This window comes from Streptomyces sp. NPDC047081 (assembly GCF_040643775.1).
Taxonomy (GTDB): domain Bacteria; phylum Actinomycetota; class Actinomycetes; order Streptomycetales; family Streptomycetaceae; genus Streptomyces.
In genome coordinates this window covers 63432-85630 of record NZ_JBEYUY010000027.1, presented here as the reverse complement: position 1 = coordinate 85630, position 22199 = coordinate 63432, and the positions used below count along the sequence as shown (strand labels likewise).

The following is a 22199-nucleotide window of genomic DNA, read 5'->3' as shown; positions in this document are numbered from 1 at the left end:
GGTTCTGATACGGCGAAGAGGGCCGGGTCGTTGGGAAAGGACCCGGCCCTCACGCTTGCGCGGCCTCAGATCACCGGAGCCGAGCTGCTGCTCGCCGGTGCGCTTGCCGAGCTGCTCGTCTCCGCCGGGGCGCTGGAGGAGATCGGTGCGCTGGCCGAGTCGGTGGTGGCGGGCGTGGACACCGTCGCCGTCGGTGTGGGCGTGCCCGAGTCGCTCGGCGAAGGGTCCGGCGACGACGCGGGCGGCGACGACGGCGGCTTCGTGGTCGTCGTACTCGAAGACGGCTTGGGCGTGGACGACTTCGACGGCGAACTCGACGAACCGCCCGACCCCTTCGTCCCGCTCGGATCGTCCGACGGCGTCTTCGTGTCCGACGGCGGCGTCGGATCGTCCGACGTGCCGTACGTGCCGTCGGGGCCCGGGTCCGTCGGCCTGCTGGTCGCCGTACCCGTGTCGCCCTTGTCGTCGCCGTTCGTCGGCGTGTCCGCGCCGAGGGAGCCGTCGTCGACGCCCTGGCTCGCGGACGGGTTGACGCCCACCTTGTCGGACGGGTTGTTCGCGTCGTTGTTGGACGTCGCGCCCAGCGTCACCACCGTGCCGAGGACGGCCGCGAGGAGCGCGCCCGCGCCCGCCGCGACGAGGTTGCGCCGGGCGAGGCCGCGGAAGCCGGCCCGGTGGGCCTTGGGCGGCCCGCCCGAGGGCCCGGCGGCGGCGCGGTTGACGACGATCGTGGCGGAGTCGCCGGTGGACGGCGGCCGGGGCGGCAGCAGGGCCGCGGGGACACCGCCGGGCGGCGACTGCGACTCCTCGTAGCGCGCGTCCGGCACCTCCTCGCCCGCGGTGGAGCCGAGGCCCGGCTGCGTGCCGGTGCGGTCGGCGACCAGGGCGAGGGCGCGGCGCCCGGCGACGGTGCCGCGCTTGTCGGCGCTCACGCCGCGCAGCCCGACGGAGGTCTCCAGCTCGGAGCGGGCCCGGTCGAAGTCGCCGCCGCAGAGTGCGAGGACGCCCAACTCGTGGTGGAAGTAGGCCTGTTCGGACACCTCGCCGGCCAGCCGGGAGGCCTCGGCGCCGCCCCGCAGGGCTCGCTCCCAGGCGCTCCAGTGCAGCCCGGCGGCGAAGGCGGGCGCGGCCGTGCGGGCCAGCTGGACGGTGACGGACTCCTCGTCCTCGGCGGGCGCTGTCGTGCCCGGCACCAGTGCGCCGAGGGCGGCGAGCAGGGCGTCGGCCTCCGCGCACACCCGCTCCGGGGTGACCGAGGGGTGCCCGGCCCACCAGGCGTAGTGCTGGGCCGCGGTGAGGGCGCGGGCGTCGACGTCGTCGCCGTATCCCGCGGCCTCCAGCTGGGTCAGCACTCCGGCCGCGAGGCGGTAGCGGGCGCCGACCGGGGAGACCAGTCCGCAGGAGGCGAGTTCGCCGAGGGCGGCGTCCGCGTGGGTGTCGCCGACGAGCGCGGGCAGATGGGCCTGGTGCGGCACCTCGCCGCCGAGCGCGACGGCGAAGCGCAGGGTGGCCCGGGCGGAGGCGCTCAGCCGGGAGGCGAGCAGCGGCGCGGGCGCGGCGGCCTCGCCGAGCGAGGGCAGGGGTATCTCGTCGCCCTCCTCGGCACCGAAGGGGGCGTCGAAGGGCGCGTCCACCGGGAGCGCGTCGGCGAAGACGCCGAACTCGTCCACGGCGCCGGCCCCGGCCCGCTGCCGGTCGCGCTCCCGCAGCAGGGCGCCGGCCTGCACGAACCGCAGCGGCAGGCCCTCGGACTCGAACCAGAGGTCGCCGGCCCAGTTGGCCTCCTCCTCGGTGAGCACCCGGCCGACGGCACGCTCGATGATCTCCACGCCGCCCGCGCGCTCCAGGCCACCGAGGAAGACCTCCTCGATCGCGGAGTCGGCGGAGGGCGCGGCCACGTCGGGGGTCGCGCCGATGACGAAGGCGCACTCGGGCGTCGCGTCGAGCAGCTCGTCCAGCGCGGCGCCGCCGAACTCGACGTCGTCCAGGACGACGACCGCGCCGATGTCCCGGACGTACCCGAGCAGTTCGTCCCGTTCCGGGCGGTGCAGGGGCGCGTTGTAGACGGCGTAGAAGAGGTCGTACAGGAGGTCGTCGGCGGTGCGGTGGAAGCCGCTGAGGCGGACGACGCCGTCGGGGGCGAGGTCCCCGCAGTCGTCGGCGACGAGGTCGAGCAGGGCGGTGCGGCCGGAGCCCGCGGGGCCGGTGAGCCGTACGGAGCGGCCGCGGGCGAGGAGCCGTACCAGCCGCTCTCGTTCGTCCTGGCGCTCCAGGAGCGACAGGGCCGGCTGTGTCGGGCCCGGTGGGACGGGCGGCCTGGCCGCGCGGTCCACCTCGGCGCGCTCGGCGGCGGTGAACTTCTCGGGCCGGCCCGGGCGCTCGCCCGGCGGGCAGGCCTCTATCTCGCTGCCGTCGACGGGGTTGACGGTGAGCAGGTAGTCGCCGGTGACGAGCTGCACCGTGCGGGCGAGCGCCGGCGAGTGCTGGCCGAAGTCTGGTGTGAGGGGGTCCCTGGGCGGGCGCTGGCGCGGCGCTGTGCCGTCGCCGTCATGGCCGTACTCCTCGGGTCCCCGGTTGTTCGGGTCCATAGGTTCAAGCCCCCCAAAAGCGTCGTGTGCCGAGCCCCTCCCGGCCTTGCTGCACACCGCGCTGTCGCTTCTGGTCCGGGCCCGCTCGCAGGGATGTCGGGCAGCGGGCGACCGAACCTTAAACCTTTGCACAGTATCTACGACAGTCCGGGGTACCGCGCCGCCCGAGACGTCACAGTCTCGTGAGGATTGCGCGCGACGTCAGACTCGGGGCAGTGACTCCACCCCGATGCCCCCCTCGATCGCCAGGATCCGGTGCAGCCGGGTGGCCACCAGCAGGCGCTGCATCTGCGGCGGTACGTCGCGCAGCACCAGGCGCCGGCCACAGCGGCCGGCCCGCCGGTGGACGCCCATGATCACCCCGAGTCCGGTGGCGTCCCAGGAGTCCAGTTCGGACAGGTCGAGCACCAGGTCGCCGACTCCGTCGTCGACGGCCGTGTGCAGGACCGTACGGGCGTCCGCCGCGCTGCGGACGTCGAGGCGGCCCCCGACGACCAGCTCGGCGTGGTCGCCCCTGATGTGCATATGCGCTCCCCGTGAGTGCGGTTGCGTACTCGTACTCCGTGACGGTGGCTGTGCAACGTCTGACTGCTTCAGCGGCGACCAGGTTGCCGTCTGTAAGCGAACCGATACCGAATTCACCCGAGGGGGTGAGTCCCCTGGGGTCTGTGCGGTTTCAGTGGCTTGACGTACCGGTGGTTCAGTACGTGTAGAAGCCCTGCCCGCTCTTGCGTCCGATGTCACCGGCGTCAACCATCCGGCGCATCAGCTCCGGCGGCGCGAACTTCTCGTCCTGCGACTCGGTGTAGATGTTGCTGGTGGCGTGCAGCAGGATGTCGACGCCGGTCAGGTCCGCCGTGGCCAGCGGGCCCATCGCGTGGCCGAAGCCCAGCTTGCAGGCGAGGTCGATGTCCTCGGCGGTCGCGACGCCCGACTCGTAGAGCTTGGTCGCCTCGACGACGAGGGCGGAGATGAGACGGGTCGTCACGAAGCCGGCGACGTCGCGGTTGACGACGATGCAGGTCTTGCCGACGGACTCGGCGAACTCCCGCGCGGTGGCGAGGGTTTCGTCGCTCGTCTTGTACCCGCGGACCAGCTCGACGAGCTGCATCATCGGCACCGGCGAGAAGAAGTGGACGCCGACGACCCGCTCGGGGTGCTCGGTGGCCGCCGCGATCTTGGTGATCGGGATCGCGGAGGTGTTGGAGGCGAGCACGGTGTCCGGGCGCACGATCTTGTCGAGCGCGCGGAAGATCTCGTGCTTCACCTCCAGCTTCTCGAAGACGGCCTCGACGACGATGTCGGCGTCCGCGGCGGCGTCCAGGTCGGTGGTGGCGGTGATGCGGCCGAGGGCGGCGTCGGCGTCGTGCGCCTCCAGCTTCCCCTTGCTCACGAACTTGTCGTACGAGGCCTTGATCCCGTCGGTGCCACGCCCCAGAGCCTCGTCGGTGACGTCCCGGAGGACCACCTCCCAGCCCGCCTGCGCGGAGACCTGGGCGATGCCGGAACCCATCAGGCCGGCGCCGATGACGGCAAGCTTCCGTGCCACGTTTGCGACTCCCCTTTGAAGCGCCTTACACGCTGTTTACGTCTGCCTCTTCGGCGGACCTTAGCGCTCTGTCGGTGCTGTGTGACCGGTAAGTAATGCGCGTCACGTCTCATCTGACGGACATCACACCGGCAGGGGTCACCGGTCGCCCCGGACGGCGTAGTTGAGCACCTTCTCGCCCAACAGGTCCTCGACGTCGTCGAGGAGGGCGAGTACCTCTCGTGATACTTCGCGTGGATTGCGCCCGGCGGCCATCTCACGGCCGATGGTCGCCACGACCGTCTGGTGGACCCAGCCGATCTGACCGGCGATCAGGCCGGGCAGCGGGTCGCCGGCGGCGGCGTCCGTCTCCTCGCGCAGGGCGGCCTCCAGGTTGTCCTGGATCTCCTGCTGCAGGGTCCACAACCGGGACCTCAGCGGGGGCGCGTCATGGACGACCCGCATGAAACGGTCGTAACCCTCCAGCAGTCCGAGTCTGGGCGAGACCGCCACGATCTCCTCGCGCAGCTCCCGCAGCACGGCCGCGGCGGCGGACTCCCCGACGTCCCGTCCGCGCACCCAGCGCGCGAGCCGGTCGACGACGTCCGCGCCGCGGTCGAGGAAGAGGTCCTCCTTGGTCGGGAAGTAGTTGTAGACGGTGTTGACGGAGACATCGGCGGCCTCCGCCACGTCCGCGACCGCCTCCGGCGGCAGAACCGTTATGGGGTGCCGGGCACCAAGCACCCCGCCCTCCACGAGGAAAGCGAGCACTGACCGACAGCGCCCAACTCGTCACCCTTCGTAGCACACCCGGCTCAAGCCGCCCGGCAGGGCTTCGTGGAGGCCGTGCGAGGCATCGATCTGACCGTCCGCGAGGGCGAGATCCTCGGGTTTCTCGGGCCGAACGGCGCGGGCAAGACCACCACCCTGCGCATGCTCACCACCCTGCTCGCCCCCTCCGGCGGGACGGCCACCGTCGCCGGCCACGACCTCACGACCGACGCCACGGGGGTGCGCCGGTCGTGCGGTTACGTCGCCCAGTCGGGCGGCGTCGATCCGCAGATCTCGGTCCGCGAGGAGCTGGTCACGCAGGGGCGGCTGTACCGGCTGACCAGGGCTCAGGCGGCCGAACGCGCCGAGGAGCTGGCACACGACCTGGGCCTGGCCGAGCTGCTCGACCGCAGGTGCGGCGCCCTGTCCGGCGGTCAGCGCCGACGCCTCGACATCGCGATGGCGCTCACCCACCGCCCGCGGATCCTCTTCCTCGACGAACCGACCACCGGTCTCGACCCCGGCAGCCGCGCCGACCTGTGGGACCTGGTCCGCCGGCTGCGCGACGAGCACGGCACGACCGTCTTCCTGACCACGCATTACCTGGACGAGGCCGACGCGCTCGCCGACCGCCTGGTGATCGTCGACCAGGGCGTGGTCGTGGCCGAGGGCACGCCGACCGCGCTCAAACTCCGGTACGGCGGCTCGATCGACGCCACCCTCCAGGACACGTTCCTCGCCATCACCGGCCGCGGAACCGTTCCGGCCGACGCCGCCCCCGTAGCCGTATAGGACCGCCACGATGCTTCTTCACGACACCGCGCTCGTCTACGGCCGCTATCTCCGCCAGTCGCTCCGCTCCCGCTTCGCGCTGCTCTTCGGTGTGCTGACGCCGCTGCTGTACCTCCTCTTCTTCGGACCGCTGCTGACCGGTCTGCCGCTGGGCGGGCAGGGCAGTTCGTGGCAGCTGCTGGTGCCCGGGCTGCTGCTCCAACTCGGGCTGTTCGGGGCGTCGTTCGCGGGGTTCGCGATCATCATGGAGAAGGGCCAGGGGGTGGTCGAGCGGATGCGGGTGACGCCCGTGAGCCGACTGGCGCTGCTGCTGGGCCGGGTGCTGCGGGACGCCACGGTCTTCGTCTTCCAAGCGGTGCTGCTGGTGCTCGCCGCCGTGGCGATGGGCCTGCGCGCGCCCCTCGGCGGCGTGCTGATCGGCTTCGCGTTCGTGGCCCTGCTGACGGTCTCGCTCGGCTCGCTGTCGTACGCGCTCGCGATGAAGGTCCACACCCCGCAGGAGTTCGCGCCGGTGGTCAACGCGCTGACCATGCCGTCGATGCTGCTGTCCGGCCTGATGCTGCCGATGACCCTGGCACCGGGCTGGCTGGACGTCCTCTCGCACGTCATGCCGTTCCGCTATCTGGTGGACGCGGTGCGGGACGCGTACGTCGGCTCGTACGGCACGGATCACATGCTGTACGGCGTCCTCGTCGCCCTCGGCTTCGCCGTGCTCGCCGTGACGGTCGGCACACGCGTGTTCCGGACGGCCGGAGCGTAATTACGCTGGCCTCATGGTCAATCTGACGCGCATCTACACCAGGACCGGCGACCAGGGCACCACCGCCCTCGGCGACATGAGCAGGGTCGCCAAGACCGACCTGCGGATCTCCGCGTACGCCGACGCCAACGAGGCGAACGCGGTGATCGGCACGGCGATCGCGCTGGGCGGGCTGGACGAGGAGATCGTCAAGGTCCTCACCCGCGTCCAGAACGACCTGTTCGATGTCGGGGCGGATCTGTCGACGCCGGTCGTCGAGAACCCGGAGTTCCCTCCGCTGCGGGTCGAGCAGTTCTACGTCGACAAGCTGGAGGCGGACTGCGACCGCTTCAACGAGCGGCTGGAGAAGCTGCGCTCCTTCATCCTCCCGGGCGGCACCCCGGGCGCGGCCCTGCTCCACCAGGCCTGCACGGTCGTACGGCGGGCCGAGCGCTCCACGTGGGCCGCGCTGGAGGTGCACGGCGAGGTGATGAACCCCCTCACCGCGACCTACCTGAACCGCCTCTCCGACCTCCTGTTCATCCTGGCCCGCACGGCGAACAAGGCCGCGGGCGATGTCCTCTGGGTACCTGGCGGCGAACGCTGACCAGCGCACCGCTCGGGCCGGAGGGGGCCGGGGACGTGCTGGGGGTGCCGGGCGGGGAACGCTGAGTCACGGCGCTCCCCGCCCTCTCCCCTCTTCTCAGTGGTCCTGGGCCGCGTCCTTGTCCGCCTGTGCGAGCGCGGACTCGGCCGCGGCCAGCTTCTTCTGCATCTCCGGGTAGCCGGAGGGCGTCGCGGACGAGGTGGGTGTACCGGCCGTCGAACCGTGCTCCCGGGCGCAGCCCGCGAGGAGCCCCACGGCCAGCAGCGCCGCGGCCGCCGTCGCCCGGGCGCGCATCAGCTCACGCCCCCGTTGTTGTCCTTGCACCAGGTCTGTACATCGGCCAGGTCCCGCTGCCGCTGCTGGAGCGTCGTCACCAGCGACTTGCGGAAGGCCAGCCGGTCCTGGAGATACGTGGCGATCTCGTCGTGGCCGGCCGACTCGGCGTTGTCCACGCGCTGTTGCAGGCGGGCGACCGAACCGCGTTTGTCGGCGCCCGCGTTCAGGCGCTTCAGCGCGCGGTCGATGCGCTGGTCGATCTTCGGCGCCCGCTTGCAGAGGGCCTGTGCCCCGTCGCCGGTCGGCGTCCCGCCCGGGGCGGGGGTGCTCTCGGCCGCCGCCACGCCGGTACCGGTCGCCAGCAGCGCCGCCGTGGCGAGCCCCACGAGGAGCGTGCGCCGTGGTCGTCGTACGTACATCTCAGCCTCCGTTCCGCGGACGGTCCCCTTCGCCCGTCCGCCTGCCGGGAAGGCTAGGAAGCCTCTTTGGGGAAACTCTGTGACCGGTTTGTCCCGGCTGTGTCGATCAACCAGTCGCGGTGGGCGGGCAGTTCACCGCCGCCGCGCGGCAGCCGCACCTCGACGCGGGCGCCGGTGCCGGACGGCCCCTCGGCGACCGTGACCCGCCCCTGATGCAGCGCCGTCTGCTGGGCGACCAGTGTCAGGCCGAGCCCCGAGCCCGAACTGCCGGGCCCGCGCCGGAACCGCTCGAAGATCCGCGCCCGTTCCTCGGGAGGCACGCCCGGTCCGTGGTCGTCGACCGTGATCACGACCTCCGTGTCCGTGCCGCGCACCCCGACCTCCGCGCCCGCCTTGCCCGCTCCGTCCCGGCCGTGGGCCAGCGCGTTGGCCAGCAGGTTGTCGAGGAGGAGACGCAGGCCGGGTTCCCAGCCGTGGACGGTGAGTCCGGGTGCCGCGTCCAGCGTGATCCGGGCGTCCGGCTCGCGGCGCCGGGCCTCGGCCACCGCCGCGTCGGCGACCTCCGCGAGGTCGACGCTCCGCAGCGCCTCCGCCTCGACCAGATCGCCCCGCCCCAGCTCGCGCAGCATCACCAACAGGCCGAGCAGCCGGGCGTGTTCGTGCCGCAGGTCGGTCAGGACCTCGGTGCGGTCGGGCTCGGGGAGGTCGGGGTGGGCGGCGAGGATGTCGAGGTTGGTGCCCATGCTCATCAGCGGGGTGCGCAGTTCGTGGGCGGCGGCGGAGGAGAAGGAGCGGGCGGTGTCCAGGGCCTCGGCGGTGCGGGCGGCCTGTTCGTCGTAGCGGGCCAGGGCCTTCTGGAGGGTGGCGGCCAGGTCGTCGACCTCGGTGACACCGGTCGGTTCGTGGTGCAGCCGGGTGGCGCTGGTACGCGGGTCGAGTCCGGCGGTACGGCGACGCAGGCGGCGCAGGGGACCGGTCGCGCCGGTCGCGATGCCCCAGGCGAGCAGGCCGGACAGGGGTGCGGCGAGCAGGGTCGTGACGGCCACCCGGCGCCGGACGAGCCGGAGTTGGGCCTGGTCTGCGGCGTTGGGCGCGAAGACCCAGAGGGTGCCGGAGCCGCGCGCGGTGGTGACCGTCCGGGACAGGGCGCGCCAGCTGGTGGCGCCGTCCCGGACGGTGACCGGGCTCGTCGCCGCGGCCGGGAGCGGGACCGAGGCGTCCGGCTGGGGGCCGCCGCTGAAGGTGGCGTCGGGGCCGATCACCCGGACGCCGACGTCGAGGGCGGCGCTGTACAGCTGGCGCTCGCGGTTGTCGGCGGCCTTGGGGCGGTTGTTGGCGCTGGCCCGCAGCAGGGCGCGGGCGTCCTGGGCGACGGCGGCGGCGCGGGTGCGGAGGTGATCGTCCTCTGCGCTGTGCAGATCGTGGTCGACCAGCTGGAGCAGCAGCCAGCCGGAGGCCAGGACCAGCAGCGGGACGGTGACTCCGACGGCGAGCCCGATCCGGGTGGACAGTTTCATGGCGCTTCCCGCACTCTCATGGCGCTTCCCGCAGTCTCACGGCTCTTCCCGCAGTACGAAGCCCACCCCGCGCACGGTGTGTACGAGCCGTGTGCCGCCGTCCGCCTCCAGCTTGCGCCGCAGATAGCTGACGAAGGTGTCGACGGCGTCGGTGCGCACGTCGAAGTCGTAACCCCAGACCCGTTCGAGGAGCTGGTCCCGGGTGAGGACCAGGCCGGCGTTACGCGCGAGCACCTCAAGGAGCTCGAACTCCCGCCGGGTCAGCTCCAGTTGCCGCCCGTCCCGCTCGGCGGTGCGGGCCGCCGGGTCGATCACGAGGCCCGCCACCCTCAGCACCTCACGGCCGGAGGGCGGTCGGCGTCGCAGCAACGCGCGCAGTCGCAGCACCAGTTCCTGCAGGGCGAACGGCTTGACCAGGTAGTCGTCGCCGCCCGCCTGGAGCCCGGCGATACGGTCGGCGGTCTCGTCGAGCGCGGAGAGCATGAGGACGGGGAGGTCCCGGCCGTCGCCACGCAGCCGCTCGCACACCTCGATACCGCTCATGCCCGGCATCGAGATGTCCAGGACCAGCACGTCGGGCGGGGTCTCCCGGATCGCGGCCAGCGCCTCACGGCCCCCGTCGGCCGTGCGGACCCGGAAGCCGCTCAGCCGTAGCCCGCGCTCCAGCGAGCGCCGGATGGCCGCGTCGTCGTCCACGACCAGCACGGCCCCGGGGCGTTCCGCCTCGCTCATGCTCCCCTCCCCTCACCGTCCGGTTGGGCAACGGTCGTCCGTGGTCAGAGCCGACGGTAGATCTCCCCGCGATGGCCGACCTCGACAATGAGGATGACAAGCCTGCCGTCGTCGATCATGTAGGCGATCCGGTAGACGCCGACGCGCAGTCTGTAGAGGTCGTCGCGGCCCGACAGCTTCTTCACGTCCGTGTCCTCGCGGTACGGGTCGTCACCCAGGCGGCTGAGCGCATGGAGGATGCGCAGAGCCGCTGTCCGGTCGATCGCCTTGAGCTGTCGGCGGGCGGTGGCGGTGAACTCGAAGGCGTACTTCACTCCACGTCCGGTTCGGAAGTGCCGAAGATGTCCGCGAGCACGTCGGCCAGGGTGGCTCGCGTAGCGTCGCCCTCCTCGGCAAGAGTCCGCAGGGCCTTGCGCGCAAGCAGTTCGTCCGCTGCCTCCTCCAGCGCGTTGTACTCCTCTATGGGCACGATCGCGGCCACTGCGGCACCACCACGGGTGATGACGGTCGGCTCCCCCTCTGCCGCATGGTCGAGGAGGCGCGCCAGGTTGGCCCGCGCTTCGCGGACGGATACGGATGTGGAGTCGTCCATACAGCCAGTGTACTCGGCTACGTGTACACACATGGTCGTCGGCGATGCCGCTTCGACGCGTACCTCGCCGGCTGCGAGCTGCTGCGCCGGGCGGCCCCTCGCGCGGCCCTGCTGACCGGCACGGCCGCGATCTGCGCGGACCTCGTTACCCAGGGCAACCTGGCCACCATCCTGATGTCCACCGACCTCGTCTACGCGGCTGTCCCGTACGGCCCCCTCGCCTCGGCCCGCCGCATCCAGTGGATCACCGGGCTGCTCACGGTCGCCGCGACGCTGGTGCCGGTCGCGGTGTGGCGGGTCCCGGAGGCGCTGCTGATCGGTGTGGTCGTGGGGGTCGTTGCGTACGGTCCCGCCGCCACCGGCTGGATCGTGCGCAACCACCGTGACGCCGTGGCGGCGGCCCGGCTGCGTGCCGAACGGGCCCGGATGGCAAGGGAGTTGCACGACATGGTCGCCAACCGCCTGTCCGCGATCGCGATCCACTCCACGGCCGCGCTGTCCATCGACGAACCGGTGACCTCCCGCGAGGCCCTCTCCGTCATCCGTGAGAACAGCGTCGAGGGGCTCGCCGAGATGCGCCGGCCGATCGGCATCCTGCGCGAGGGCGACAAGGAGCCCACCGCGGTCCCGGCCCCCGTCGAGTTCGCCGCCTACCGCATCGTCCAGGAGTCCCTGACCAACGCCCTCAAGCACGCCTGCCCCGGCCGCGTGACGGTACGTCTCGACGTCCTCGTGACCAGCCCGTACTGCCATCGGGACGGTCCGCGGGGCCGAGGGAGCGCTGTGGGCCGTGCGCGCGACGCTTCCTCTGACCGAAGGAGACCGAACCGAAGGAGACCGACCGTGATCCGTGTACTCGTCGCCGAGGACCAGTCCGCGATCCGCGCCGGACGTCGAGGTGGTCGGCGAGGCGGCGGACAGGGCGGAAGCGGTGGCGAGGTGCTGCCCTGTCTCGGCGAGGGGCTGTCCAACGCGGACATCGCGGCCCGGCCCGGCATGACGGAGGCGACGGTGAAGACGCACGTCAGGGTCCAAGCGGCCCTGTTGGCACAGGAGTTGGGGATCCGGCGCGCTCCCAGCGTTCTTCACGATAGGTGGTCCAGACCTATTGACCGGTGGTCCAGACCTTTCTATTCTCGCGGCACCGTGGGCGTGAAGGCTCAGTCATGCCCCCAACACCCCCAAGGAGGCGCGGCATGCGCTTCAGACACAGGGCCGCGGCAGGTTTCGCCACGCTGCTGCTCCCGCTGGCCGGTCTGGTCGGCCTCGCGAGCCCCGCCCAGGCCGCGACCACAGCGACCGCCACCTACGCCAAGACCCAGGACTGGGGCACCGGCTTCGAGGGCAAGTGGACGGTGAAGAACACCGGCACCACGGCCATCAGCTCCTGGACGATCGAGTGGGACTTCCCCTCCGGTACGTCCGTCACCTCGGCCTGGGACGCGGACGTCACGTCCTCCGGCACCCACTGGACCGCCAAGAACAAGTCCTACAACGGCTCCATCGCGCCGGGCGCCTCGGTCTCCTTCGGCTTCAACGGCGCCGGCTCGGGCTCGCCGAGCAACTGCAAGCTGAACGGCGACAGTTGTGACGGCACGACGGTCCCGGGCGACGCGGCCCCCTCCGCGCCGGGCACCCCGACCGCCTCCTCCATCACCGACACCTCGGTCAAGCTGTCCTGGTCCGCGGCCACGGACGACAAGGGCGTCAAGAACTACGACGTCCTGCGCGACGGCAAGGTCGTCTCGACGGTCACCGCGACCTCGTACACCGACACGGGTCTCACTGCCGGCACCGACTACTCGTACACCGTCCAGGCCCGTGACACCGCCGACCAGACCGGCCCGGTCAGCGGCTCGGTCGCGGTCCACACCACCGGCGGCACCACCGACCCACCGCCCACCACCGGCGACAAGGTCAAGCTCGGCTACTTCACCGAGTGGGGCATCTACGGCCGCAACTACAACGTCAAGAACCTGGTGACGTCCGGCTCGGCGTCGAAGATCACGCACATCAACTACGCCTTCGGCAACGTGACCAACGGCCAGTGCGCGATCGGCGACTCCTACGCCGACTACGACAAGGCCTTCACCGCCGACCAGTCGGTCAGCGGCGTCGCCGACACCTGGGACCAGCCGCTGCGCGGCAACTTCAACCAGCTGCGCGAGCTGAAGGCCAAGTACCCGAACATCAAGGTGATCTGGTCCTTCGGCGGCTGGACCTGGTCCGGCGGCTTCGCCCAGGCCGCGGCCAACCCGACCGCCTTCGCGCAGTCCTGTTACAACCTGGTCGAGGACCCGCGCTGGGCCGATGTGTTCGACGGCATCGACATCGACTGGGAGTACCCGAACGCCTGTGGCCTGTCCTGCGACACCAGCGGGGCCGCGGCCTTCAAGAACGTGATGTCCGCGCTGCGTTCGAAGTTCGGCTCCAGCGCCCTGGTCACGGCCGCGGTCACCGCCGACGGCTCCTCCGGCGGCAAGATCGAGGCCACCGACTACGCGGGCGCCGCGCAGTACGTCAACTGGTACAACGTGATGACGTACGACTTCTTCGGCGCCTGGGACGCGCAGGGCCCGACCGCTCCGCACTCCCCGCTCACCTCGTACTCCGGCATCCCGAAGGCGGGCTTCACCACGGCCGACGCGATCGCCAAGTACAAGACGACCGGCGTCCCCGCGAGCAAGCTCCTGATCGGCATCGGCTTCTACGGCCGCGGCTGGACGGGCGTGACACAGGACGCGCCGGGCGGCACGGCGACGGGCGCGGCCGCGGGAACGTACGAGCAGGGCATCGAGGACTACAAGGTCCTCAAGACATCCTGCCCGGCCACCGGCACGATCGCCGGCACGGCCTACGCGCACTGCGGCAGCAACTGGTGGTCCTACGACACCCCGTCGACCATCGCCGGAAAGATGAGCTGGGCCAAGTCCCAGGGTCTGGGCGGCGCGTTCTTCTGGGAGTTCAGCGGCGACACCAGCAATGGCGAGCTGGTGAGCGCCATCAGCAACAACCTGTAAGCACCTAGGCGACGTTGACGCGCTGACCGGGCGGGGCTGCCTCCAGCCACGCGAGGAAACCGGTCAGCGCGTCTTCGCTCATGGCGAGTTCGAGACGCGTGCCCCGGTGCAGGCAGGTGAGGATGACCGCGTCGGAGAGCAGGGCCAACTCCTCCTCGCCCTCGGGGAGACGGCGGCCGGCCACCTCGATCGCGGCGCGCTCCAGGATGCGGCGGGGGCGGTAGGCGTAGGAGAAGACGCGGTACCACTCGATGCGGTCGCCGTTGTAGCGGGCGACCCCGTAACTCCAGCCTTTTCCGCTGGTGTCGGGTTTCTCGGGGACGTCCCAGCGGAGCGAACAGTCGAAGGTGCCGCCGGAGCGCTGGATGAGTCTGCGGCGCAGCCCGAAGACGAACAGCCCCAGCACCACCAGGGCCACGACGCTTCCGCACACAGTCAGAGCGAGGACCATCGACACCGACCTCCTCGTCTCCTAGGTACCGAATGAACAGGTAACGGAACGGAAAAAACATCCATATCTGCCTCAGCCGCGACCGGCTCCGGATTGCTCCGGTTCCGATCGCGGCTGAGTGACGTCATACAGCTCCGCGCGACCTAGCGCGTGGCCGCCGCACGAAGTCGTACGTCCGCGCGACGCTCGGCGGCGGCATCGCCCTCCGCCTTCGCCCGCTCCAGCTCGCGCTCCGCGCGCTGGACGTCGATCTCGTCCGACAGCTCGGCGATCTCGGCCAGCAGCGACAGCTTGTCGTCCGCGAACGAGATGAAACCGCCGTGCACCGCGGCGACGACCGTTCCACCATCACTCGTACGGATGGTCACCGGGCCCGACTCCAGCACACCGAGCAGCGGCTGGTGACCGGGCATGACGCCGATGTCGCCGGACGTGGTGCGCGCGACGACCAGGGTGGCCTCGCCGGACCAGACCTCTCGGTCGGCCGCGACCAGCGCGACGTGCAGCTCAGCAGCCAAGGTGGCTCCTCGGGTCACCACCCGGCGGTTCGGCCGGGTGTTGGTTACAAGTCTAGTGGGCGTGGAAGAGGGGGCGGGACGTACCCCGCCCCCTCAGGCGTGAACCACAGGGCTCACGGCGAACTCATTGAGTTCAGGAGACGCCCAGCTCCTTGGCGTTGGCCTTCAGGTCCTCGATGCCACCGCACATGAAGAACGCCTGCTCCGGGAAGTGGTCGTACTCGCCGTCGCAGATCGCGTTGAAGGCCGCGATCGACTCGTCCAGCGGGACGTCCGACCCGTCGACGCCGGTGAACTGCTTGGCAACGTGGGTGTTCTGGGACAGGAAGCGCTCCACGCGACGGGCCCGGTGGACGACGAGCTTGTCCTCCTCGCCGAGCTCGTCGATACCGAGGATCGCGATGATGTCCTGGAGGTCCTTGTACTTCTGCAGGATCGTCTTGACGCGCATGGCGGCGTCGTAGTGGTCCTGCGCGATGTAGCGCGGGTCCAGGATGCGGGACGTGGAGTCCAGCGGGTCCACGGCCGGGTAGATGCCCTTCTCGGAGATCGGACGGGAGAGAACCGTCGTCGCGTCGAGGTGGGCGAAGGTGGTGGCCGGGGCCGGGTCGGTCAGGTCGTCCGCGGGGACGTAGATCGCCTGCATCGAGGTGATCGAGTGACCACGGGTCGAGGTGATGCGCTCCTGGAGGAGACCCATCTCGTCGGCCAGGTTCGGCTGGTAGCCCACCGCGGAGGGCATACGGCCGAGCAGGGTCGACACCTCGGAACCGGCCTGCGTGAAGCGGAAGATGTTGTCGATGAAGAACAGCACGTCCTGCTTCTGGACGTCGCGGAAGTACTCCGCCATCGTCAGACCCGCGAGGGCCACGCGCAGACGGGTGCCCGGGGGCTCGTCCATCTGACCGAAGACCAGTGCGGTCTTGTCGATGACGCCGGAGTCCGACATCTCCTCGATGAGGTCGTTGCCCTCACGGGTGCGCTCACCGACACCGGCGAACACGGAGACACCGTCGTGGTTGTTGGCGACGCGGTAGATCATCTCCTGGATGAGCACCGTCTTGCCGACGCCGGCACCACCGAACAGACCGATCTTTCCACCCTTGACGTACGGGGTGAGAAGGTCGATGACCTTGACGCCGGTCTCGAACATCTCGGTCTTCGACTCGAGCTCGTCGAAGTTCGGGGCCTTGCGGTGGATGCCCCAGCGCTCGCCGTCGTACTTCTCGTCGACGTTCAGCACCTCACCGAGGGTGTTGAACACCTTGCCCTTGGTGAAGTCGCCGACCGGCACGGTGATCGAGGAGCCGGTGTCCACGACCGCGGCCTGGCGGACCAGACCGTCGGTGGGCTGCATGGAGATCGTGCGGACCAGGCCGTCACCCAGGTGCTGGGCGACCTCCAGGGTCAGCGTCTTCTTCTCGCCCTCCTTCGCCGGGTCGAGGACCTCGACGTGCAGAGCGTTGTAGATGTCGGGCATCGCGTCGACGGGGAACTCCACGTCGACGACCGGGCCGATGACCCGGGCGACGCGGCCCGTGGCAACGGCCGTCTCAACTGTCGTCGTCATTACCTGTCACTCCCCGCGGTCGCGTCGGCCAGGGCTGCGGAGCCACCGACGATCTCGCTGATTTCCTGGGTGATTTCGGCCTGGCGGGCCGCGTTGGCAAGTCGGGAGAGCGTGGTGATCAGCTCGCCCGCGTTGTCGGTGGCCGACTTCATCGCGCGCCGCGTGGCAGCGTGCTTGGAGGCGGCCGACTGGAGCAGCGCGTTGTAGATACGGCTCTCCACGTAGCGCGGCAGCAGGGCGTCGAGGACGTCCTCCGCCGAGGGTTCGAAGTCGTACAGCGGAAGGATCTCGCCCTTGGGCGCTGCGTCCTTCGCCACCTCTTCGAGGCTGAGCGGCAGCAGACGGTCGTCGAGCGCCGTCTGCGTCATCATCGAGACGAACTCGGTGAAGACGATGTGGAGTTCGTCCACGCCGCCCTCGGCCGTCTCCTTCTCGATGGCCTCGATCAGCGGGCCCGCGACCTTCTTCGCGTCCGCGTACGTGGGCTCGTCGGTGAAGCCCGACCACGACTCCACGACCTTGCGCTCGCGGAAGTTGTAGTGGGCCAGACCCCGGCGGCCGACGATGTACGTGTCGACCTCCTTGCCCTCGGCCTGCAGACGCTCGGTCAGCTGCTCCGCGGCCTTGATGGCGTTGGAGTTGAAGGCACCGGCGAGACCGCGGTCGCTCGTCAGGAGCAGCACCGCGGACCGGGTGACCGTCTCGGCCTGCGTGGTCAGCGGGTGCTTGGTGTTCGAGCCGGTTCCGACCGCCGTGACCGCACGCGTCAGTTCCTGCGCGTACGGCGTGGAGGCCGCCACCTTGCGCTGCGCCTTGACGACGCGCGAGGCGGCGATCATCTCCATCGCCTTGGTGATCTTCTTGGTCGCGGTGACGGATCGGATGCGACGCTTGTAGACCCGGAGCTGGGCTCCCATGAGTCAGGTCCCTTCCTTACGTCACTTGGCGGCGGCCGGGGCGTCCTCGCCGAGAAGCTTGCCGTCCGAGGTCTCGAACTGCTTCTTGAAGTCGGCGATCGCGTCGGCAACAGCGGTGAGGGTGTCGTCCGACAGCTTGCCGCCCTCGCGGATGGAGGTCATGAGGCCCTGCTCCTTGCGGTGCAGGTACTCCAGGAGCTCCTTCTCGAAGCGGCGGATGTCGGCCACAGGCACGTCGTCCATCTTGCCGGTGGTGCCGGCCCAGACGGAGACGACCTGGTCCTCGGTGGACATCGGCTGGTACTGCGCCTGCTTCAGCAGCTCGACCATGCGCTGACCGCGCTCCAGCTGCGCCTTCGACGCGGCGTCCAGGTCGGAACCGAAGGCGGCGAAGGCCTCCAGCTCACGGAACTGGGCGAGGTCGACGCGCAGACGGCCGGAGACCTGCTTCATCGCCTTGTGCTGCGCGGAACCACCGACTCGGGAGACGGAGATACCGACGTTCAGCGCGGGGCGCTGACCGGCGTTGAACAGGTCCGACTCCAGGAAGCACTGGCCGTCGGTGATGGAGATGACGTTGGTCGGGATGAACGCCGAGACGTCGTTGGCCTTGGTCTCGACGATCGGCAGACCCGTCATCGAGCCCTTGCCCATGTCGTCGGAGAGCTTCGCGCAGCGCTCCAACAGACGGGAGTGCAGGTAGAAGACGTCACCCGGGTAGGCCTCACGGCCCGGCGGGCGGCGCAGCAGCAGGGACACGGCACGGTAGGCGTCGGCCTGCTTCGAGAGGTCGTCGAAGATGATGAGGACGTGCTTGCCCTCGTACATCCACTGCTGGCCGATGGCCGAACCGGTGTACGGCGCAAGGTACTTGAAGCCGGCCGGGTCGGACGCGGGGGCGGCGACGATGGTCGTGTACTCCAGCGCGCCGTTCTCCTCCAGGGCGCGGCGGACCGACGCGATGGTCGAGCCCTTCTGGCCGATGGCGACGTAGATGCAGCGGACCTGCTTGTTCACGTCGCCCGAGCGCCAGTTGTCGCGCTGGTTGATGATCGTGTCGACGGCCAGGGCGGTCTTGCCGGTCTGGCGGTCACCGATGATCAGCTGACGCTGGCCGCGGCCGATCGGGGTCATCGCGTCGACGGCCTTGTAGCCGGTCTCCATCGGCTCGTGCACCGACTTGCGCTGCATGACCGTGGGGGCCTGCAGCTCAAGGGCGCGGCGGCCGGACGTCTCGATCTCGCCGAGGCCGTCGATCGGGTTGCCGAGCGGGTCGACGACACGGCCGAGGTAGCCCTCGCCGACCGCGACGGAGAGGACCTCACCGGTGCGCTGCACCGGCTGACCCTCCTCGATGCCGCTGAACTCACCGAGGACGATGGCGCCGATCTCGCGCTCTTCCAGGTTCAGCGCGAGGCCGAGGGTGCCGTCCTCGAACTTCAGCAGTTCGTTGGCCATGGCCGAGGGCAGACCCTCGACCTTCGCGATGCCGTCGCCGGCAAGGGTGACCGTACCGACCTCCTCGCGCGAGGCCGCGTCCGGCTTGTACGACTGGACGAAGTTCTCCAGCGCGTCCCGGATCTCCTCCGGCCGGATCGTGAGCTCCGCCATCTGGGTTCCCTGCTCTCCTTGTTGGGCCCGAAGTTTCACTTTGGGGGTCTGGGGGCGACCCCCAGGATTCTTCATGTACGGCCCAACCAGGGCCGTCGTAAGTACGTACTGCTATGAAGTTGCTGCTCAGCCCGCCATGCGACGGCCGGCGTCCTCGATGCGGTCCGCGATCGAGCCGTTGATGACCTCGTCGCCGACCTGCACCCGGATCCCGCCGAGGACCTCGGGGTCCACGTCGATGTTGAGGTGCATCGTGTGGCCGTAGAGCTTCGCGAGAGCGGCGCCCAGGCGCTGCTTCTGCGGGTCGCTCAGCGGCACCGCCGAGGTGACGACCGCGACCAGGCGGCTGCGGCGCTCGGCGGCGAGCTTGGACAGGGACTCCAGTCCCGACTCCAGGCTACGTCCCCGGGGCGCGGTCACAAGGCGCGTGACCAGACGCTCGGTCGTCGCGTTCGCACGGCCGCCGAGCAGCCGGTGCAGCAGCTCGGTCTTGGCCGCGGTGGTGGCGGCGCGGTCGGTCAGCGCGGCACGCAGCTCGGTGTTCGAGGAGACGATCCGCCCGAAGCGGAACAGCTCGTCCTCGACGTCGTCGAGCGTGCCGGCCTGCTGCGCGGCGGTGAGGTCGGCGGTGCTCGCCAGCTCCTCGAGGGAGTCCACCAGGTCGCGCGACTGCGACCAGCGGGAGCGCACCATGCCGGCCACCAGGTCGGCGGCGGGGCCGCTGACCTGCGAGCCGAGCAGACGCTGGGCGAGCTCCGCCTTGGCCTCGCCGGCCTGCGCCGGGTCGGTCAGGACCCGACGCAGCGACACCTCGCGGTCGAGCAGCGCGGTGACGGCGGCCAGCTCGTCGGCGAGCGCGCCCGCGTCGACGGACGTGGAGTCCGTCAGCGCGTCCAGACGCTCGCGGGCGGCGGCCAGTGCCTCGCGGCTCGCTCCGTGCGGCGTTGTCATCGGGTCGCCTCGGCCTTCTCCTCGAGCTCGTCGAGGAAGCGGTCGATGACGCGGCTCTGCCGGGCGTGGTCCTCCAGGGACTCGCCGACGAGCTTGCCGGCCAGCTCGGTCGCGAGGTGACCGACGTCCTGCCGCAGCGCGGACGCGGCGGCCTTGCGGTCGGCCTCGATCTGCGCGTGGCCGGCGGCGACGATCTCCTCGCGCTGGCGCTGGCCCTCGGCGCGCATCTCGGCGATGAGCGCGGCACCCTGCTCCTGCGCCTCCTGGCGCAGACGCGCGGCTTCGTGCCGGGCCTCGGCGAGCTGGGCCTTGTACTGCTCGAGAACGCTCTGGGCCTCGACCTGAGCGGCCTCGGCCTTCTCGATGCCACCCTCGATCGCCTCGCGGCGCTCCTCCAGAACCTTGTTGATGTTCGGGAGCAGCTTCTTCCAGAAGAAGAAGAACACGATGGCGAAGGCGATGGTGCCGACGAGCAGTTCGGGGCCCGGCGGGACGAGGGGGTTCTGCTTCTCCTCGGCCGCCAGCTGAACCAGGTTGGCGATCACATCAGTGCCTTTCGTCGATACGTGTCGGTAAGCAGGTCTTACTGACCGAACACGAACGGCATAACGATGCCGATGAGGGCGAGCGCCTCACAGAAGGCGAAGCCCAGGATCTGGTTGGCGCGGATCAGACCGGCCGCCTCGGGCTGACGGGCGAGGGCCTGGGTGCCGTTACCGAAGATGATGCCGATACCGATGCCGGGGCCGATGGCCGCGAGGCCGTAGCCGATGGAGCCGAGGGAACCGGAGACGCCGGCGGCGAGGTCGATGGCAGCGGACATGCCGTTTCTTCCTTCTCTTTTACGGACCGGTGGGGGTTGGCCACCGGACGAGTTGGGGGTTTGCGGGCGGGTGCGCTCAGTGGTGCTCGGCGAGAGCGCCCTGGACGTAGGAGCAGGCCAGGAGGACGAACACGTACGCCTGGACGGCCTGCACGAAGAGCTCGAAGAGGACCATGATCACGGTCATGACGAACGAGACGCCCGCCGCCGGGATCATGTAGCTGTTCAGCAGGTACCAGCTGGCGACGGTGAACATCGCGAGCAGCAGGTGGCCGGCGAACATGTTGGCGAAGAGCCGGACCGCGTGGGTGAAGGGCCGCACGAGGACGTTCGAGAAGAACTCGATGACGACGACGAGCGGGAGCACCGCGCCGAGCGACTTGTCGTAACCGGTCAGGTTCTTGAACCCGCCGACGAAGCCGTGCTTCTTGAAGGTCAGCGACAGCCACGTGATGTACACGACCGCGGCGAGCACGGCCGGGAAGGCGATGATCGACGAGACCGGGAACTGGGCGAGCGGGATCACGGACCAGACGTTCATGATCCAGATGAAGAAGAACAGCGAGACCATGAGCGGGACGTACTTCTCGCCCTCGCGCTTGCCCAGCGTCTCGTAGACGATGCCGCGGCGGACGAAGTCGTATCCGGCCTCGCCGACCATCTGGAGCTTGCCCGGCACGACCTTGGCCTTGCCGAACGCCGCCGAGAAGAAGGTGATGACGAGCAGGGTGGTGATGAGCGCGAGCAGCATCACCTTGTTGAACTCGAACCCGCCGACCGTGAAGATCGGCTTGAAGAGGAACGAGTGCAGGCCCGGAGCCGGGAAGCCACAGCCGTTGTCGGACAGGATGCGGCAATCCCACTCAAAGGCGAGCTGGGTCGGGTCAGCACTCACCGCGGGCTCCTTCGGCGTGACGCATGGGTTCGGCAACCTCGTTGTGTCGGCGCGGCGCGCGGCCGCGGGTCGGCACCGGACTGGTGTTACGGATGTGGGGGCGGCCGGGGGGCTTCGAGCCTCGCGATCGAGAAGGCGTCAGCTCGGATGCCCGCGCCCGCGATGCCGCAGTTGGCACCGGACGATAGCAGGAGATCCCGCCGGCCCTTATCCCGGCCCTACCTCTCACGACGAGTGCCCCGTCTTCTCGGGCTTCTCGCTCTTCTCGGTGTCCGGATCGATGTAGAAGATCTTGGACTTCATGTGCGCACGAGCCTGAGTGGCCATCCACACGACGGTCGCGACGACGAGCGAGAGCGCGAACGCCTTGGCGTTGAAGAGAGAGGTGTCCTTGAAGAGGGCCACGAAGATCATGAGCAGCAGGAGTTGGGCGACGTAGAGCATCAGGCCCATCGCCTGGAACAGCTGCGGGAGCGTTTTTGCCGTCCACTGGAGGACGTAGAGGCCGAGGCCCATGAAGAGCATCGACAGCACCACGCCGACGGCCGCCCCGATGGCCCCCTTGCCGCCCGCGACCGCACCACTGACCCCAACGGCGATCACGCCGGCAGCCGCTGTGGGCACAGCGATCGGCAGTAGGTTCCGGGCGTCATTGGACGGCATGGCGGCAACTCCGCTTTCACAGGGGGCAGGGTGTCGTCATGGACGAGCGTAGTCCCGGGCTGAGAGGGGAACTCACGGCCAATGGACCGTCGCACTACGGTCCTTCGGCTCTATCCCGGGTTCTCGTGAACCGTATCACAAACTATTTGATGCGGTCTTTACCAAGTAGGTGTGCTCGCTGTCACACATGAGAGTGACCGTGCGCGTCTGTGCAAAAAC

General features: G+C 70.0%; 24 protein-coding genes and 1 pseudogene. 5 read left to right on the top strand and 20 right to left on the bottom strand.

The features are described from left to right. Window positions 1-65 precede the first annotated feature (65 nt). The 4 genes from ABZ848_RS37725 to ABZ848_RS37710 form a co-directional block, all read right to left on the bottom strand. Window positions 66-2588 (bottom strand): ATP-binding protein, encoded by a 2523-nt coding sequence (locus tag ABZ848_RS37725; RefSeq protein WP_360839297.1) that lies wholly within the window; start codon window positions 2586-2588, stop codon window positions 66-68. A gap of 201 nt (window positions 2589-2789) precedes the next feature. After that, the gene (locus ABZ848_RS37720; RefSeq protein ID WP_242766327.1) at window positions 2790-3113 is read right to left on the bottom strand and encodes an STAS domain-containing protein; all 324 of its coding nucleotides are present in this window, start codon (window positions 3111-3113) and stop codon (window positions 2790-2792) included. 175 nt (window positions 3114-3288) lie between these two features. Further along, the gene (locus tag ABZ848_RS37715; RefSeq protein WP_360839295.1) at window positions 3289-4137 is read right to left on the bottom strand and encodes a 3-hydroxyacyl-CoA dehydrogenase family protein; all 849 of its coding nucleotides are present in this window, start codon (window positions 4135-4137) and stop codon (window positions 3289-3291) included. A gap of 138 nt (window positions 4138-4275) precedes the next feature. Further along, window positions 4276-4860, bottom strand: a complete 585-nt coding sequence (locus ABZ848_RS37710; protein WP_360839294.1) for a TetR/AcrR family transcriptional regulator — start codon at window positions 4858-4860, stop codon at window positions 4276-4278. Between the two features lie 93 nt (window positions 4861-4953). Here ABZ848_RS37710 and ABZ848_RS37705 point away from each other — a divergent pair, with 93 nt between their 5' ends. From ABZ848_RS37705 to ABZ848_RS37695, 3 genes are read left to right on the top strand one after another with little or no spacing between them, the layout of a single operon-like run. Next, the gene (locus tag ABZ848_RS37705) at window positions 4954-5679 is read left to right on the top strand and encodes an ATP-binding cassette domain-containing protein (protein WP_360839292.1); all 726 of its coding nucleotides are present in this window, start codon (window positions 4954-4956) and stop codon (window positions 5677-5679) included. A gap of 10 nt (window positions 5680-5689) precedes the next feature. After that, window positions 5690-6439 carry an ABC transporter permease gene (locus ABZ848_RS37700; RefSeq protein WP_360839291.1) on the top strand — a complete coding sequence of 250 codons (750 nt, stop codon included), beginning with the start codon at window positions 5690-5692 and terminating at the stop codon, window positions 6437-6439. A gap of 13 nt (window positions 6440-6452) precedes the next feature. Next, on the top strand, window positions 6453-7025 hold the full coding sequence (locus ABZ848_RS37695) for a cob(I)yrinic acid a,c-diamide adenosyltransferase (protein WP_360839289.1): 573 nt from the start codon (window positions 6453-6455) through the stop codon (window positions 7023-7025). A gap of 96 nt (window positions 7026-7121) precedes the next feature. Here ABZ848_RS37695 and ABZ848_RS37690 read toward each other — a convergent pair whose 3' ends face one another. Genes ABZ848_RS37690 through ABZ848_RS37665 form a run of 6 tightly spaced genes read right to left on the bottom strand, consistent with a single transcriptional unit; the run spans window position 7122 to window position 10561 of the window. After that, complete coding sequence (locus tag ABZ848_RS37690) at window positions 7122-7319, bottom strand: hypothetical protein (RefSeq protein WP_360839288.1); 198 nt, start codon at window positions 7317-7319, stop codon at window positions 7122-7124. Then, on the bottom strand, window positions 7319-7720 hold the full coding sequence (locus tag ABZ848_RS37685) for a hypothetical protein (RefSeq protein WP_360839286.1): 402 nt from the start codon (window positions 7718-7720) through the stop codon (window positions 7319-7321). Before ABZ848_RS37685 ends, ABZ848_RS37690 begins: the two co-directional genes overlap by 1 nt. A gap of 53 nt (window positions 7721-7773) precedes the next feature. After that, window positions 7774-9237 carry a HAMP domain-containing sensor histidine kinase gene (locus ABZ848_RS37680; RefSeq protein WP_360839284.1) on the bottom strand — a complete coding sequence of 488 codons (1464 nt, stop codon included), beginning with the start codon at window positions 9235-9237 and terminating at the stop codon, window positions 7774-7776. A 36-nt stretch (window positions 9238-9273) separates the two neighbouring features. Beyond that, complete coding sequence (locus ABZ848_RS37675; protein ID WP_360839283.1) at window positions 9274-9969, bottom strand: response regulator transcription factor; 696 nt, start codon at window positions 9967-9969, stop codon at window positions 9274-9276. Between the two features lie 44 nt (window positions 9970-10013). Next, complete coding sequence (locus ABZ848_RS37670) at window positions 10014-10283, bottom strand: type II toxin-antitoxin system RelE/ParE family toxin (protein WP_360839281.1); 270 nt, start codon at window positions 10281-10283, stop codon at window positions 10014-10016. Then, the gene (locus ABZ848_RS37665; RefSeq protein ID WP_360839279.1) at window positions 10280-10561 is read right to left on the bottom strand and encodes a type II toxin-antitoxin system Phd/YefM family antitoxin; all 282 of its coding nucleotides are present in this window, start codon (window positions 10559-10561) and stop codon (window positions 10280-10282) included. The genes ABZ848_RS37670 and ABZ848_RS37665 overlap by 4 nt, the downstream gene beginning before the upstream one ends. A 63-nt stretch (window positions 10562-10624) precedes the next feature. On the opposite strand from ABZ848_RS37665, the pseudogene ABZ848_RS37660 reads away from it, so the two are divergent. Further along, window positions 10625-11408 (top strand): annotated as a pseudogene (locus tag ABZ848_RS37660) (histidine kinase); the annotation flags it as partial. Window positions 11409-11757: 349 nt separating this feature from the next. Beyond that, window positions 11758-13581 (top strand): glycoside hydrolase family 18 chitinase, encoded by a 1824-nt coding sequence (locus ABZ848_RS37655; protein ID WP_360839278.1) that lies wholly within the window; start codon window positions 11758-11760, stop codon window positions 13579-13581. A gap of 4 nt (window positions 13582-13585) precedes the next feature. Here the strand turns inward: ABZ848_RS37655 and ABZ848_RS37650 are convergent, their stop codons facing one another. The 10 genes from ABZ848_RS37650 to ABZ848_RS37605 form a co-directional block, all read right to left on the bottom strand. Then, window positions 13586-14032 carry a DUF2550 domain-containing protein gene (locus tag ABZ848_RS37650; protein ID WP_360839277.1) on the bottom strand — a complete coding sequence of 149 codons (447 nt, stop codon included), beginning with the start codon at window positions 14030-14032 and terminating at the stop codon, window positions 13586-13588. A 143-nt stretch (window positions 14033-14175) separates the two neighbouring features. Further along, a complete protein-coding gene (locus ABZ848_RS37645) occupies window positions 14176-14550 on the bottom strand; it encodes a F0F1 ATP synthase subunit epsilon (RefSeq protein WP_242766311.1) in 375 nt (124 codons plus the stop codon). A 133-nt stretch (window positions 14551-14683) separates the two neighbouring features. Further along, on the bottom strand, window positions 14684-16120 hold the full coding sequence (atpD, locus tag ABZ848_RS37640; protein WP_360839275.1) for a F0F1 ATP synthase subunit beta: 1437 nt from the start codon (window positions 16118-16120) through the stop codon (window positions 14684-14686). Beyond that, window positions 16120-17037 carry a F0F1 ATP synthase subunit gamma gene (locus ABZ848_RS37635; protein ID WP_360839273.1) on the bottom strand — a complete coding sequence of 306 codons (918 nt, stop codon included), beginning with the start codon at window positions 17035-17037 and terminating at the stop codon, window positions 16120-16122. Before ABZ848_RS37635 ends, atpD begins: the two co-directional genes overlap by 1 nt. 21 nt (window positions 17038-17058) lie before the next feature. Then, window positions 17059-18648, bottom strand: coding sequence for a F0F1 ATP synthase subunit alpha (gene atpA / locus ABZ848_RS37630; RefSeq protein ID WP_360839271.1), 1590 nt, complete (start codon window positions 18646-18648; stop codon window positions 17059-17061). A 126-nt stretch (window positions 18649-18774) separates the two neighbouring features. Further along, complete coding sequence (locus tag ABZ848_RS37625; RefSeq protein WP_360839270.1) at window positions 18775-19599, bottom strand: F0F1 ATP synthase subunit delta; 825 nt, start codon at window positions 19597-19599, stop codon at window positions 18775-18777. Next, window positions 19596-20144 carry a F0F1 ATP synthase subunit B gene (locus ABZ848_RS37620; protein ID WP_058923150.1) on the bottom strand — a complete coding sequence of 183 codons (549 nt, stop codon included), beginning with the start codon at window positions 20142-20144 and terminating at the stop codon, window positions 19596-19598. The genes ABZ848_RS37625 and ABZ848_RS37620 overlap by 4 nt, the downstream gene beginning before the upstream one ends. 38 nt (window positions 20145-20182) lie before the next feature. Continuing rightward, window positions 20183-20422 (bottom strand): ATP synthase F0 subunit C, encoded by a 240-nt coding sequence (gene atpE, locus ABZ848_RS37615; RefSeq protein ID WP_046591560.1) that lies wholly within the window; start codon window positions 20420-20422, stop codon window positions 20183-20185. Between the two features lie 76 nt (window positions 20423-20498). After that, window positions 20499-21269: a F0F1 ATP synthase subunit A gene (gene atpB / locus ABZ848_RS37610; protein WP_360839399.1), complete on the bottom strand. Its 771-nt coding sequence runs from the start codon at window positions 21267-21269 to the stop codon at window positions 20499-20501. Window positions 21270-21542: 273 nt separating this feature from the next. Then, the gene (locus ABZ848_RS37605; RefSeq protein WP_360839268.1) at window positions 21543-21980 is read right to left on the bottom strand and encodes a hypothetical protein; all 438 of its coding nucleotides are present in this window, start codon (window positions 21978-21980) and stop codon (window positions 21543-21545) included. Between the last annotated feature and the right edge of the window lie 219 nt (window positions 21981-22199).